The 14,331-nt window shown below is 48.1% G+C and carries 10 protein-coding genes, 3 tRNA genes and 1 pseudogene; 10 read left to right on the top strand and 4 right to left on the bottom strand.

The window, feature by feature from the left end; all coding sequences use genetic code 11:
• Positions 1-36: 36 nt before the first annotated feature.
• The 10 genes from HW447_RS02515 to HW447_RS02470 all read left to right on the top strand — a co-directional run bounded on the left by HW447_RS02515 (position 37) and on the right by HW447_RS02470 (position 11,567).
• A complete protein-coding gene (locus tag HW447_RS02515; RefSeq protein WP_176253764.1) occupies positions 37-756 on the top strand; it encodes an isoprenyl transferase in 720 nt (239 codons plus the stop codon).
• A 14-nt stretch (positions 757-770) separates the two neighbouring features.
• Positions 771-1,571, top strand: a complete 801-nt coding sequence (locus HW447_RS02510) for a phosphatidate cytidylyltransferase (RefSeq protein ID WP_176253763.1) — start codon at positions 771-773, stop codon at positions 1,569-1,571.
• A gap of 49 nt (positions 1,572-1,620) precedes the next feature.
• On the top strand, positions 1,621-2,775 hold the full coding sequence (locus tag HW447_RS02505; RefSeq protein ID WP_176253762.1) for a 1-deoxy-D-xylulose-5-phosphate reductoisomerase: 1,155 nt from the start codon (positions 1,621-1,623) through the stop codon (positions 2,773-2,775).
• 81 nt (positions 2,776-2,856) lie between these two features.
• Positions 2,857-3,909 (top strand): RIP metalloprotease RseP, encoded by a 1,053-nt coding sequence (gene rseP, locus HW447_RS02500; RefSeq protein ID WP_176253761.1) that lies wholly within the window; start codon positions 2,857-2,859, stop codon positions 3,907-3,909.
• A 22-nt stretch (positions 3,910-3,931) separates the two neighbouring features.
• Positions 3,932-5,005 (top strand): flavodoxin-dependent (E)-4-hydroxy-3-methylbut-2-enyl-diphosphate synthase, encoded by a 1,074-nt coding sequence (gene ispG, locus HW447_RS02495; protein ID WP_176253760.1) that lies wholly within the window; start codon positions 3,932-3,934, stop codon positions 5,003-5,005.
• 5 nt (positions 5,006-5,010) lie between these two features.
• The gene (locus HW447_RS02490) at positions 5,011-9,654 is read left to right on the top strand and encodes a PolC-type DNA polymerase III (protein ID WP_176253759.1); all 4,644 of its coding nucleotides are present in this window, start codon (positions 5,011-5,013) and stop codon (positions 9,652-9,654) included.
• A 69-nt stretch (positions 9,655-9,723) separates the two neighbouring features.
• Positions 9,724-11,082, top strand: a complete 1,359-nt coding sequence (locus HW447_RS02485; RefSeq protein WP_176253758.1) for a sodium-dependent transporter — start codon at positions 9,724-9,726, stop codon at positions 11,080-11,082.
• A 206-nt stretch (positions 11,083-11,288) separates the two neighbouring features.
• A tRNA-Pro gene (locus HW447_RS02480) sits at positions 11,289-11,362 on the top strand.
• A 10-nt stretch (positions 11,363-11,372) separates the two neighbouring features.
• Positions 11,373-11,444 (top strand) — tRNA-Glu (locus tag HW447_RS02475).
• 50 nt (positions 11,445-11,494) lie between these two features.
• Positions 11,495-11,567, top strand: a tRNA-Thr gene (locus tag HW447_RS02470).
• A gap of 77 nt (positions 11,568-11,644) precedes the next feature.
• Here the strand turns inward: HW447_RS02470 and HW447_RS02465 are convergent.
• The 4 genes and pseudogenes from HW447_RS02465 to HW447_RS02450 all read right to left on the bottom strand — a co-directional run.
• On the bottom strand, positions 11,645-12,976 hold the full coding sequence (locus HW447_RS02465) for a tyrosine-type recombinase/integrase (RefSeq protein WP_176253757.1): 1,332 nt from the start codon (positions 12,974-12,976) through the stop codon (positions 11,645-11,647).
• Between the two features lie 158 nt (positions 12,977-13,134).
• On the bottom strand, positions 13,135-13,671 hold the full coding sequence (locus HW447_RS02460) for a hypothetical protein (RefSeq protein ID WP_176253756.1): 537 nt from the start codon (positions 13,669-13,671) through the stop codon (positions 13,135-13,137).
• Positions 13,672-13,697: 26 nt separating this feature from the next.
• Positions 13,698-14,138: an ImmA/IrrE family metallo-endopeptidase gene (locus HW447_RS02455; protein WP_176253755.1), complete on the bottom strand. Its 441-nt coding sequence runs from the start codon at positions 14,136-14,138 to the stop codon at positions 13,698-13,700.
• Positions 14,135-14,331: pseudogene (locus tag HW447_RS02450) on the bottom strand (transcriptional regulator); the annotation flags it as partial. The gene HW447_RS02455 and the pseudogene HW447_RS02450, both read right to left, overlap by 4 nt.

The raw sequence follows: 14,331 nt of genomic DNA, 5'->3' as shown, positions 1-14,331 counted from the left end.
CTTTTTGAGAGTGTACAGAAGAAAGGCGGAAGGGATATGGCTTTAGATACGAATGTGGCAATACCGGCTCATGTGGCTCTGATTCTGGACGGAAACGGGCGCTGGGCAAAAAAGAGGGGGCTTCCCCGTACTCTGGGACATAAGGAAGGCTGCGTCACCGTAGAAAAAACGGTGGAGATTGCCGCCAGGCTGGGGATCCGTTATCTGACAGTATACGGATTTTCTACGGAGAACTGGAAACGTTCTTCTGAGGAGGTAGGCGCCCTGATGCAGCTGTTCCGCTACTATATGGTACGCCTTTTGAAAATAGCCTCCGCCAACAATGTCCGTGTTAAGATGATTGGGGACAGAACCCGATTTGCTAAGGATATAATTGCCGGTATCAACCGGCTGGAAGATGAGACAAAGGATAATACCGGTCTGACCTTTGTGATCGCGGTCAATTATGGAGGAAGAGATGAGATCCGTCGGGCAGCCGCTAAATTTGCCGCAGATGCTGCAGCAGGCAAGGCAGATCCGAAGCAGCTGACAGAAGAGGGCTTCGCCGCCTATCTGGATACAGCCGATATCCCGGATCCGGATCTTCTGATCCGCACCAGCGGAGAACTGCGTCTGTCCAATTATCTTTTATGGCAGCTGGCCTATACCGAGCTCTACGTAACCGACTGCCTGTGGCCTGATTTTGATCAGGAAGAGCTGGAAAAGGCGATCCTTCAGTATAATAAAAGGGACAGGCGGTTCGGCGGAGTAAAGTAGAAAAGGAGAAGTCCATGTTTACCACACGACTGATAAGCGGAATCATACTGGTACTGTTAGCGGTGTTCTTTGTAGGTCAGGGAGGTCTGCTTTTATTTGCGGTGACAGCCCTGATCTCATTGATCGGCCTCTTTGAACTGTACCGAGTCTTAAAGATCGAAACGCGTTCGGTGGGCGTGGTCGGTTATATAACGGCTCTTTCCTATTACGGCATCCTGTGGTGGGAGGGGCAGCAGCATCTGACGCTGATGATCATTCTTTCGCTGATGGCGATGATGTCCCTTTATGTGTTCACATTTCCAAAGTATAAGACAGAGGAGATTACAGGGGCCTTTTTTGGCGTGTGTTATGTGCCGGTGATGCTGTCCTTTCTGTATCAGACCAGGGAGATGCAGGACGGGGCCTATGCGGTCTGGCTGATTTTTCTCAGCTCCTGGGGATGCGACACCTGCGCCTACTGCAGCGGGATGCTTTTAGGAAAGCACAGACTGGCTCCAGTGTTAAGCCCCAAAAAATCCATAGAGGGCGCTGTGGGCGGTACGGTTGGGGCGGCTCTTTTAGGCTTCCTGTTTGCCTCTGTGTTTGGGGGACAGATGAGAGGGATTTCCGATCCGAAACTGGTGTGCACCGCAGCCTGTGCGATTGCAGCTGTAATCTCTCAGATCGGTGATCTGGCGGCCTCAGCCATCAAGCGCAACCATGATATCAAGGATTACGGCCACCTCATACCAGGTCACGGCGGGATCTTAGACCGGTTTGACAGTATGATCTTTACGGCGCCGGCTATTTTCTTTGCTCTCACCTTTTTGGGATGAATGTATTCGTGAAAATGTGTATTTTCGTTGATTGAGGAGAATATAAGTTATGAGAAAGAAGATCTCGGTTCTGGGTTCCACCGGTTCCATAGGTACCCAGACGTTGGAAATCGTAAGGTACAATCAGGATATTGAGATCACCGCCCTGGCAGCAGGCTCCAATGTGGAACTGTTAGAAAAGCAGGTACGTGAATTTCACCCTAAGACAGCCTGTCTGTGGGATGAAAAGGCGGCGGCTGAATTAAAAGTCCGCATTGCAGACCTGGAGGTGAAAGTCGTAAGCGGGCTGGAAGGCCTGATAGAGGCGGCTACGGAACCGGAGGCACAGATCGTAGTTACTGCAATCGTCGGCATGATAGGTATCCGTCCCACTATTGCAGCCATGGAGGCGGGAAAGGATATTGCTCTGGCAAATAAGGAAACACTGGTAACGGCCGGCCATATCATCATGCCTTTGGCACGGAAAATGGGCGTGAAAATCCTGCCGGTGGATTCGGAGCATTCGGCTATCTTCCAGTGTATTCAGGGCGCCGGCGGGAACAAAATCTACAAGATACTCCTCACTGCTTCAGGAGGCCCCTTCCGGGGGCGCACCCGAGAGCAGCTGCTTCATGTCCAGGCGGAGGATGCCTTAAAGCATCCAAACTGGGCAATGGGAAAGAAGATCACAATTGATTCCTCCACCCTGGTAAATAAGGGGCTGGAGGTAATGGAGGCCCGCTGGCTTTTTGACGTGGAGATGGATCAGATCCAGGTGGTCATCCAGCCGGCCAGTGTGATTCATTCCATGATCGAGTATGAGGACGGAGCTGTGATGGCGCAGCTGGGAACGCCGGACATGAAGCTTCCAATCCAGTATGCCCTGTATTATCCGAAACGGCGGTTCCTTCCGGGAGACCGGCTGGATTTTACAAAGCTCAGGGAAATTACATTCGATGTGCCGGATATGGAAACCTTCCCCGGACTTAAGCTGGCCTATAACGCCGCAAGAGCGGGCGGTTCCCTCCCTACGGTATTCAATGCGGCCAATGAGCGGGCGGTAGAACTGTTCCTGCAAAAAAAGATATACTATCTGACGATTACAGATATGATCCAGGCAGCCATGGAGAGTCACCATATGGTAAATGCGCCGGATGTGGATCAGATTCTGGAAGCCGAGCAGGAAACCTATGACTTTATCATGGAAAAATGGGGGCTGTCGTAAGAGGCGGTATCATCTGCCGGTGAACACACCCATCCAGAGATAGTAAAATATTGAATTATAGAAAGGAAATCATAAAGGCAGATGAATATCATATTATCAATCCTGATCCTTGGTATTATTATTCTGATCCATGAACTGGGACATTTTCTTTTTGCCAAGTGGGGCGGCATCGGAGTAGTGGAATTTTCCCTGGGAATGGGCCCAAGGCTTTTAAGCTTTGAAAAAGGAGGCACCCGCTATTCTGTTAAGGCATTTCCTTTTGGAGGTTCCTGCCTCATGCTGGGAGAGGACGAAGAGGCGGAGGATGATCGCGCCTTTGGGAACAAATCTGTATGGGCCAGGATTGCGGTTATTGCAGGGGGACCGTTGTTTAATTTTATCCTTGCTTTCTGCCTTGCCATGATCATGGTTGGGGCCACCGGCTCCTATGATATTCCCAGGGTCCAGGCGGTTCAGGCAGGCCTTCCGGCAGAGCAGGCCGGGATCCAGGCGGGAGATGTGATCACAAAGGTCAATGGGCGGTCGATACACAGTTTCCGTGATTTTACAACTTATACGCTGACCCATCCAGGAAAGGAACTGAACCTGACCTGGAAGCGGACGCTGGAGGATGGAACCGCCAGAACCTATAAGGCAGTTGTTACGCCGGTTTCAGCCGAAAACGGACGGAAGATGATTGGAGTAGAGTTTGCCTACGGGATCAGGCAGCCGGCCAATCTTTTTGAGATCGCAAAACAGGCGGTTTATGAGGTGCAGTTCTGGATCCGCTACGTATTTGATTCTTTTTATATGATGTTTCACGGCGCGGTGTCCGTGGATGATATCAGCGGTCCCGTTGGCATTGTATCCACGATTGACCAGAGCGTTTCCGAAGCCTCAGCAGCAGGCGGAAAAAAGGCGGTTGTTCTGACGTTAATCAATTTCGGAATCCTGCTCAGCGCCAACCTTGGAGTGATGAATCTGCTTCCTTTTCCGGCGCTGGACGGCGGACGGCTGTTTTTCCTTATTATAGAGGCCCTTCGCAAAAAGCCCATTGACCGTGAAAAGGAGGCCATGATCCATACGGCAGGTATGGTGTTTTTGCTGGCTTTAATGGTAATTATATTATTTAACGACATGAGGAAATTGTTCTGACTGGAAGCAAGGAGAATGTAAGATGACGAGATACGATACACGGGTGATCGCAATCGGAAACAGGGTCATCGGCGGTGGAAATCCGGTGCTGATTCAATCCATGTGCAATACAAAAACAGAGGATACAGCGGCTACGATCGCACAGATCCGCCGTCTGGAGGAGGCAGGCTGCGAGATAATCCGGGTGGCGGTGCCTACGATGGAAGCGGCGTCGGCCATCTCACAGATCAAGAAGGAAATTCATATCCCGCTGGTGGCGGATATCCATTTCGACTACCGGCTGGCTATTGCGGCTATGGAAAACGGTGCTGATAAAATACGTATTAATCCCGGAAACATTGGAAGCATCGACCGGGTAAAAGCGGTGGTAAATGCTGCAAAAGAACGGGGGATCCCGATCCGGGTTGGCGTAAACAGCGGTTCTCTTGAAAAGGGCCTGATCGCCAAATATGGCGGGGTGACGGCAGAGGGGATCGTAGAAAGCGCTCTCGACAAGGTGAAAATGATCGAAGATATGGATTACGGCAATCTGGTAATCAGTATAAAATCTTCGGATGTGCTGATGTGCATCCGCGCACATGAGCTCATTGCCCAAAAGACAGATTATCCTCTTCATGTGGGTATCACAGAATCAGGAACACTCCTGTCCGGCAATATCAAATCTGCAGTAGGCCTTGGGATTATCCTGTATCAGGGCATTGGAGATACCATCCGGGTATCTCTGACCGGGGACCCGGAGGAGGAGGTCAAGTCTGCAAAAAGGATCTTAAAAACCCTGGGCCTTCGCGCCGGCGGCGTGGAGGTTGTTTCCTGTCCCACCTGCGGCCGTACTAGAATCGACCTGATTGGTCTTGCAAATCAGGTCGAGACGATGGTGTCCGGCCTGGAAGGCCTGGATGGATTAAAGGTGGCTGTTATGGGCTGTGTTGTAAACGGCCCCGGTGAAGCAAAGGAAGCCGATATTGGCATCGCCGGAGGAATCGGAGAAGGGCTGCTGATCAAAAAGGGGAAGATCATCCGCAAGGTACCAGAGGATCAGCTGCTTGGAGCGCTGGAGGCAGAGCTTACCGCCATGGCAGAAGAAAGAAAGAAGTAATCTATATGGCAAAGAATTTTCTGGAGGTTTTTCCTTCTTTAAATATCGCAGAGCCGCTTAAGGAGCTTTTAGCTCTGACGGAGGTGGAAAAGGTCACCTCCACCAGAGATAGAAGCTCTATTCGCGTCTATGTGAAAAGTCCGCGGCTCATACACAAACAGAATATCTACGACCTGGAAAAAGGAATCAAAAATCAACTGTTTCCGGACAAACAGGTAACTGTGAAGATTCAGGAAAAATACCGTCTTTCCGGGCAGTATACGCCTGAAAAGCTTCTGAAAATGTATAAGGACAGCCTGCTTTTGGAACTGAAACATTACAGTATCATCGAGTATACCATGTTCCGCAAAGCGCAGGTGGCTTTTGAAAAAGAGGACCTGATGACCCTGACAGTGGAGGATACCATGGTAAACAGGGATCGCACGGGTGAGCTCAAGAGGGTATTGGAAAAGGTTTTTACAGAGCGGTGCGGCCTCCCGGTAGAGGTGCAGTTTGCTTTTGTTCCCTCCCTGGGAGGTGAGCGCAGAAAACAGCTGGAGCAGAAGATCGAACGGGAAGCGCAGACTATTTACTGGAAGAACCATAAGGAAGAACTGGCAGCAATGGGCGGCTTTTCATCAGAAGGTCTGGAAGGCAAGGAACTGTTAAAACAGACTTCCGGGCAAAAGGAAGCCTTCATGGGTAAGCCAGAGGACAGCGCTCCCTGGGATATGCTTATGGCTCAGGCCGCTTCCGGTGATATCGGTGGGGAGGATACGGCTGTTTTGGCAGTTTCTTCTGGCATGGATGCTGGCAAAGCAGGGGAGTCCGGGGCAGGAAACGGCGCAAATGCCGGGCAGAAGGGCGGAGGACGCCCTCAGTTAAACAAGGGCCGCAAGGGCTGGGGACATAATAAGGACAATGGTTTTGGAGAGGATAAGAAGTTCTCTGTCAAGCGCTCCAACAATCCAGACGTACTCTATGGCCGGGATTTTGACGATGATTTCCTGGATATCGAAACAATTGACGGGGAGATCGGAGAAGTGACTCTTAGGGGCCAGGTGCTGACCTGTGAAAACAGAGAACTGCGAAGCGGCAAGTTTATCCTGACCTTTGATATTACAGACTTTACAGATACCATCACAGCTAAAATGTTTATCCGCCCCGAAATATTTGAAGAGGTAAAGGCCGTTATCCAGAAGGGAATGTTCCTTAAGATAAAGGGCGTGACTACGATTGACAAATTTGACGGAGAACTGACCTTAGGCTCTATTGTAGGTATTAAAAAGGGAGAGGACTTTACCAGCAAACGCATGGACAGCAGCATTGAAAAGCGTGTGGAACTCCACTGTCATACCAAAATGAGCGATATGGACGGCGTTTCCGAGGTAAAGGACATCATCAAACGGGCAAAAAAATGGGGGATGTCCTCCATTGCAGTCACGGACCATGGCTGTGTCCAGGCCTTCCCGGATGCCAACCATGCGCTGGATAAAGGTGACAGCTTCAAGGTCATATACGGAGTGGAGGGCTATCTGGTAGACGACACCAAGCAGCTGGTGGAACATTCCAGGGGACAGAGCTTTAAAGATTCCTACGTTGTTTTCGATATTGAGACCACGGGCTTTAGCCCCTTAAAAAACCGAATCATTGAGATCGGTGCAGTAAAGGTAGTGGATGGTGTAATCACAGACCGTTTTTCCAGTTTCGTAAATCCTGATGTGCCTATTCCCTTTGACATCGAAAAGCTTACGGGCATCAATGACGCCATGGTACTTCCATCTCCAAAGATTGATGTGGTTCTGCCTCAGTTTCTGGAATTTGTGGGCGATTCTGCCCTGGTGGCCCACAATGCGGGCTTTGATGTCAGCTTTATCAGCCACAATGCCGAAGAACTGGGCCTGGCTTTTGAACCGACGGTGCTGGATACAGTATCGCTGGCAAGACTTCTTTTGCCGAACCTGAACCGTTTTAAACTGGATACCGTAGCCAAGGCCTTAAACATTTCCCTGCAGAATCATCACCGGGCGGTAGACGACGCAGGAGCTACGGCAGAGATTTTCACAGCTTTTATAAAAATGCTTCGGGGCCGTGATATTGAGGATTTAGACCAGCTGAACGGTCTTAGCGCCATGGATGCGCAGACGATTATGAAGCTGCCTACCAGCCATGTGATCATTCTGGCAAAAAATGATATTGGCCGCGTGAATCTCTACCGTTTAGTGAGCTGGTCTCATCTGGATTATTTTTCCAGGCGTCCCAGGATTCCCAAAAGCATCTTAAACGCTCACAGGGAGGGACTTATCATAGGATCCGCCTGCGAGGCGGGAGAGCTGTATCAGGCGCTTTTAAGAGGCGCGCCGGATGCGGAGATCGCAAGACTGGTAAATTTCTACGACTATCTGGAGATTCAGCCTTTGGGAAACAACGCTTTCATGCTGCGTGATGAAAAGAGTACCGTAAAGACAAAGGAGGATCTCATTGAGATCAACAAAAAAATCGTAGATTTGGGAACTCAGTTCGGAAAACTGGTCTGTGCTACCTGCGATGTCCATTTTCTGGATCCGCAGGATGAGGTTTACCGAAGGATCATTATGGCAGGACAGGGCTTTAAGGATTCGGATGACCAGGCGCCCCTATACCTTCGGACTACGGAGGAGATGCTGGAGGAATTTGCTTATCTTGGGCCGGATAAATCGTACGAAGTAGTAGTGACAAATACCAGAAAAATTTCAGAAATGTGTGAAAAAATCGCACCGGTACGGCCGGACAAGTGTCCTCCGGTAATCCCGGATTCAGATAAGACACTGACAAAGATCTGTTATGACAGGGCTCATGAGATGTACGGTGAGAATCTTCCCAAGATCGTAGTGGACCGGCTGGAGAGAGAGCTTCACTCCATCATCACCAATGGCTTTGCCGTTATGTACATCATTGCCCAGAAACTGGTTTGGAAGTCAAACGAGGACGGCTATCTAGTGGGGTCCAGAGGCTCTGTGGGTTCGTCCTTTGTAGCTACTATGTCCGGTATCACAGAAGTAAACCCCTTAAGCCCTCATTACCATTGTCCAAAGTGCCGTTACTATGACTTTGACTCTGAGGAGGTAAAGGGATTTTCCGGAATGGCGGGCTGCGATATGCCTGATAAAGCCTGCCCTGTCTGCGGAACCCCTCTGGAAAAGGACGGATTTGACATTCCTTTTGAAACCTTCCTTGGATTTAAGGGCGACAAGGAGCCGGACATCGATTTGAACTTCTCTGGTGAGTATCAGAGCAAGGCTCACGATTATACGGAGGTTATCTTCGGAAAGGGCCAGACCTTCCGCGCAGGCACCATCGGTACGCTGGCAGATAAAACTGCCTTCGGCTATGTAAAAAAATACTATGAGGAACGGGGGACGAGAAAGCGCAATTGTGAGATCAACCGCATCGTTCAGGGCTGTGTAGGTGTACGCCGTACCACGGGACAGCACCCCGGCGGAATCATCGTGCTTCCTCTGGGAGAAGAGATCTATTCCTTTACTCCGGTGCAGCACCCGGCTAACGATATGACCACCTCCACCGTGACCACCCACTTTGACTATCATTCCATTGACCACAACCTGTTAAAGCTGGATATTCTGGGACACGATGATCCTACCATGATCCGTATGCTGCAGGATCTGATCGGTCTGGATCCCGTAAAGGATATCCCTTTAGACAGCCCGGAGGTCATGAGCCTGTTTCAGGATACCTCTGCCCTGGGGATTACGCCGGATGATATCGGCGGCTGTCCTCTGGGAGCCTTGGGCGTCCCGGAGTTTGGTACAGATTTTGCCATGCAGATGCTCTTAGATACCAAGCCGAAATATTTCTCCGATCTGGTGCGGATCGCCGGCCTGGCCCATGGCACTGATGTATGGCTGGGAAACGCCCAGACATTGATCCAGGAGGGAAAGGCAACCATTCAGACCGCTATCTGTACCCGTGATGATATCATGGTTTATCTGATCGCCAGAGGAATGGAACAGGGGCTTTCCTTCACCATCATGGAAAGCGTGCGAAAGGGCAAGGGCTTAAAGCCGGAGTGGGAAGCGGAAATGACGGCTCATGGAGTACCTGACTGGTATATCTGGTCCTGTAAAAAAATTAAATATATGTTCCCCAAGGCCCATGCGGCCGCTTACGTTATGATGGCGTGGCGGATTGCTTACTGCAAGATCTTTTATCCGCTGGCTTATTATGCCGCCTTTTTCAGTATTCGTGCCAGCGCTTTCTCTTATGAGATCATGTGTCAGGGCCGGGACAAGCTGGAGTATTATCTGGCGGACTACAAAAAACGGGCGGATACCCTGTCTAAAAAGGAGCAGGATACGCTGCGCGACATGAGGATTGTCCAGGAAATGTATGCCAGAGGGTTTGAATTTATGCCATTAGATATCTATCGGGCAAAGGCAAGAAGCTTCCAGATTATCGACGGCAGGCTGATGCCGTCATTAAGCAGTATCGACGGTCTGGGAGAAAAGGCGGCAGATGCCGTGGTAGATGCGGTAAAGGATGGCCCCTTCCTTTCAGTGGAGGATTTTTCCAGCCGTACCCGTGTGAACGGAACCATCTGTGCTCTGATGGCGGATCTGGGGCTTTTAAAGGATCTGCCTCAGTCCAATCAGCTGTCGCTGTTTGACTTATAAAAGAGGCGACAGCCAATCAGGCTTTTAACAAAGCCGGAAAAAATATGAAATGGGAGATATGAAAAGAAAATGGAACGTGAAAAATTTTCCTCCAGACTGGGCTTTATCCTGATCTCAGCAGGATGCGCAATCGGTCTGGGCAATGTATGGCGTTTTCCCTATATTGTGGGGAAATACGGGGGAGCAGCTTTTGTACTGATCTACCTTGCATTTCTTCTGGTTCTTGGCCTTCCCATCGTGGTGATGGAATTTTCCGTAGGCCGGGCCAGTAAAAAAAGCGCGGCTCTTTCCTTCGATGTACTGGAGCCAAAGGGCAGTAAATGGCATCTGACAAAGTATATTGCCATGGCAGGAAACTATATGCTAATGATGTTCTACACCACAGTAGCCGGCTGGATGGTTCTTTACTTCTTAAAGATGCTTAAGGGTGATTTTACGGGGCTGGATGCAGAGGCAACAGCCAGGGAGTTTGACAATATGCTGGCTAATCCTGCAGTAATGACCCTCTTTATGGTTATCATAGTGCTGATATGCTTTGCCATCTGTGCACAGGGACTGGTAGCCGGTGTAGAGCGCATTACAAAGGGAATGATGCTTCTGCTTTTTGTCCTTTTGTTGGTGCTGGCCGTTCACTCCGTATTTTTAGAGGGCGGCGCTCCGGGACTTGAATTTTATTTGAAGCCCGATTTTGGAAAAATGAGAGAAGCAGGCCTGGGGGAAGCTGTGTTTGCAGCCATGGGCCAGTCCTTCTTTACGCTGAGCATTGGAATCGGCGCTCTGGCGATCTTTGGAAGTTATATCGGCAGAGAAAAGAGGCTGACCGGAGAGGCGATCAGCATTGCGCTTTTAGATACCATGGTGGCATTTATGTCAGGCCTGATCATCTTCCCGGCCTGCTTTGCCTATGAGATCGAGCCTGCCTCCGGCCCCTCCCTTATCTTCATTACGCTTCCCAATGTATTTAACCATATGGCAGGGGGACGGCTGTGGGGAGCACTGTTTTTTATATTTATGGCCTTTGCTGCTCTGTCTACGGTCATCGCCGTATTTCAGAATATCATTTCCTTTGCGACAGACTTAACCGGCTGTTCCGTAAAAAAGGCGGTTTTCTGGAATATTATTGCAATTATTCTTCTGTCCATGCCCTGTGTGCTTGGTTTTAATGTATGGAGCGGTTTTCAGCCATTAGGGCCTGGAACTACGATCCAGGATCTGGAGGACTTTATTTTAAGCAATAATCTGCTGCCCATCGGAAGCGTGCTGTATCTGCTGTTTTGCACCAGCCGTTACGGATGGGGCTTTAAAAACTTCTTAAAGGAAGCAAACGAAGGAGACGGCCTTCCATTCCCGGCCTGGGCGAGAGTATATGTAAGCTATATTCTTCCGCTGATCGTACTGTTTATCTTTATTGAAGGGTATTTGGGATAGGGCAGTAATATAACATATTAAAAGCAGTTCGCCCACCAAAAGCCTGGGCGGGCTGCTTTTATATGCCAGAGGCAAAAAAACAGTTTCCTGGCCAGTCATTTTGAAAACAAGAAAGTGACATGGCTGAATAGTTATAATTTTTTAAAAAATTTTGAAAATTTATAGTTGACATTTTTTGAAAATTATATTATACTATCGTCTGTAATCGAGGCGTGGCTCAGTTTGGTAGAGCGCTGCGTTCGGGACGCAGAGGCCGCGTGTTCGAATCACGTCGCCTCGATTTTTCTAAAGGCCTGATGGTCAAGCGGTCAAGACGACGCCCTCTCACGGCGTAAACCCGGGTTCGATTCCCGGTCAGGTCATTGATGAGATGGCTGTTGCACTGCAGCAGCCGTTTTTCATCTTAAGGATTGCCACTGTAGCGCAGTTGGTAGCGCAACGCATTCGTAATGCGTGGGTCGCCGGTTCGAGTCCGGCCAGTGGCTGTAAAAACCCCTTGTAAAATCAAGGGGTTTTTATTTTGCCATAAAAAGAACATACTTTCTGTCGGATAGAATGACTACTATTTGACTACTACGTGGGATAGTAACTGCTGTTCCATGATAGAAGAGGCTTCTGTGCCTTTGTTTTTGAAGAAATAAGAATAGATATTTAGAGTAGTAGAGGGATCTGCGTGACCAAGTATTCCGGCAACAGTCCGAGCATCCATATTGTTGGCGATCAGGATTGCAGCAGCAGAGTGACGGAGCCCATGGGGCGGTACGTTTTCTGGAATACGCTGTTCGGGTGTTTCGGCCACATATTGGTTATACATTCGGATGATCCTCTGATATTCTCCGGCTGGACTGCAGATATGCATCTGTTTCCCACTTGCCTGGGTAAAGACAAAATTCTTATTGTAATCCTTTCCGTGGTATCCTTTCCAGTTTTCACCTGCTTTCAGACACTGCTGCATCTGCTCAGCTTTCCATGCTTTTGCCAGATTAATTACATAGGCGGGGACTGTATTCTGACGTTCATTATGTGTTTTGGTGTCTTTAAGCTCCATGCTACCATCTACATAGTCTGTGGACTTATCAATGTTGATTTCGTTGGTATCCATATTGATATCCTCCCAGGTGAGGGATATGTTTTCGCCTCTCCGATCTCCAATGAAGAGAGCAATATAGAAATACAGTTTCCACTTGAGTTTTACGTGTATCGTCTGAGTGTAGGCTTTGACAGTGCGTACATTTCCATTTTGCCGGGATTCATGTTCACGGTGTACAACGTCTATAGGGCGCTCCAGGGCATCTATGAAGCGGGTCAGCTCTTCGAGGGTGAAATACCTTGGCTTTGTTTCTTTACGAGGCTGCCGGCGGCCTGATACCTTGCCGGAGTAGATCAGCATATTCATATCAAGCAACCCCTCAGATACTGCATAACTGAGAAGTGCGCTGATTACAAGGCAGTCTTTTTTGATGGATGCCGGTGATAAGGGCTTTTTGGTGATGGGGCTTATATAATTTTCTTCCAGCATCTTCCTGTAACTATTGATATCCTTTTGATGGATATTTTCTATCTGGATATGTCCCATAGCTGGCAGGATCCGCATTTCAAGACGTTTTTTGTAATCGGCATAAGTCGTTCGGGCTAGAGTTGGGGGAGCCATGTCCTTCAAGTAGGGTCTGGAGAGCTCCTGTAGGGTCATTCGGCCGCCCTTTACGTTTTTACCGGATTTTACTTCGCGCTCAAAATCCACAGCAAATGCATTTAGAGCCAGCTCCAGTTCCCGCTTTTTCATCCCTGGATCGGGAGTCCATGTGGCGGTTTCCAGTATCTTTTTCCCGGTTATATCATATCCATTGCTTACGGTGATTTGGTAACTGTTTCCGCGTTTCCTGATTGATGCCATATATCATTCCTCCTTAAAAATGGGTAAAAAAATACACCTGTACAGGTGCACGGAGGTATGGTACAATATGAGTGGTTAATCTATATTGTGTCAGACCTCCGGGCCTGTACAGAAAATTTATTTAAAGCCGTTCGGTGTTGGTAGCACCGGGCGGTTTTTTAGTACAAAGATCTAATTTGATTTAAATATGTATTTATTTCGTCAAATGCGCTCTGAGTTATCACAAATGCATTCCAATAAGCGACACAAAGAATAGCAATATGGATTCCTAAAATTCCTACAGTAAAGAGTATCCTTTCTGCCAGAGTTCTTTTACCAGTGCACCAATACAGGATTAGCCCAACGGGCCACAAAAAGAAAAGCGATATTATTACAATAAAAATATTTTTAGAGTAAAAAGGGTCACTTGATAAGTCATGTTTTTCAATGGAGAGGTCAGGGTAATGCTCTGATATAAAATCAACAGCACGTTGTATGGCAGCATTGGATTTTTGAGGAAAGAAAAAGCGCTCAAAATGTCCATAGCTATCGTGAAAATCCATATACCCGCCTTCCGTCATAGTACGGAAACAATACTCTATATGGGAGATAGTTTCATATGGCATTTTTTTTAATTTATACCCCCACTGAAAATCCTGTATATTGATCTCTGTCTTTCCTATAAAAAGTTCTTGGGATTTACCTTTAATACTCATTTGACTCCCTCGTTTCATTATGAATGCTATTTTAATCTTAATTCAATTAATTCTTTTTGGTAGCCCAATATACGTGCCACCTGCTCGATAGTATATTCTTGATATTTGAAATATTCATATAAAGTATCATCTGTAATCAAAAATTCAACAGCGAATTTATTGGCCTCTATTTCTAATTTATCTACCGACTGATAGGTATTCGCTAGCAAAAAGGGTGTATTTGCTTTTGGATGCATAATGGCATGGCCTAACTCATGGGTAGCAGTAAAAATTCGCTGAATACCTTCAAGATTACAGTTAAGATGTATTTGTTTTTGGCGTAGTACAAGATTGTAGTAACCTCTGATAAGACCGAGCTCTTCATACAAGAGAAGGATGTTTTTGGCCCGGATAATATCAAAAGGATCATCTGTTTTGTAGTATCGCTTTAAATAGGCGACTTCATTATGTATATCCAACAAAATCACTTCTCCTGATTCTCAGAGTTGAGATAACGCTTGTTTGTAAATTTTTTGGCGTTGATTTTGGCAACTCGTATGCTGTGCTCTAAACTGGCCTTCAAAAGTTCCTTTGTTTCATCGTCTAATGGCGCGCCATCAAACATAAGTGCGCCCTGCTGGCCCTCCAGATCAGAAAGAGTCTGCTCTAATCGGCGGCTGA

This window comes from Enterocloster alcoholdehydrogenati, from assembly GCF_013282095.1.
In the GTDB taxonomy this organism is placed as follows: Bacteria; Bacillota; Clostridia; order Lachnospirales; family Lachnospiraceae; genus Enterocloster; species Enterocloster alcoholdehydrogenati.
Note: the sequence above shows the minus strand (reverse complement) of the source record. Positions and strands in the feature narration are given on the sequence as shown.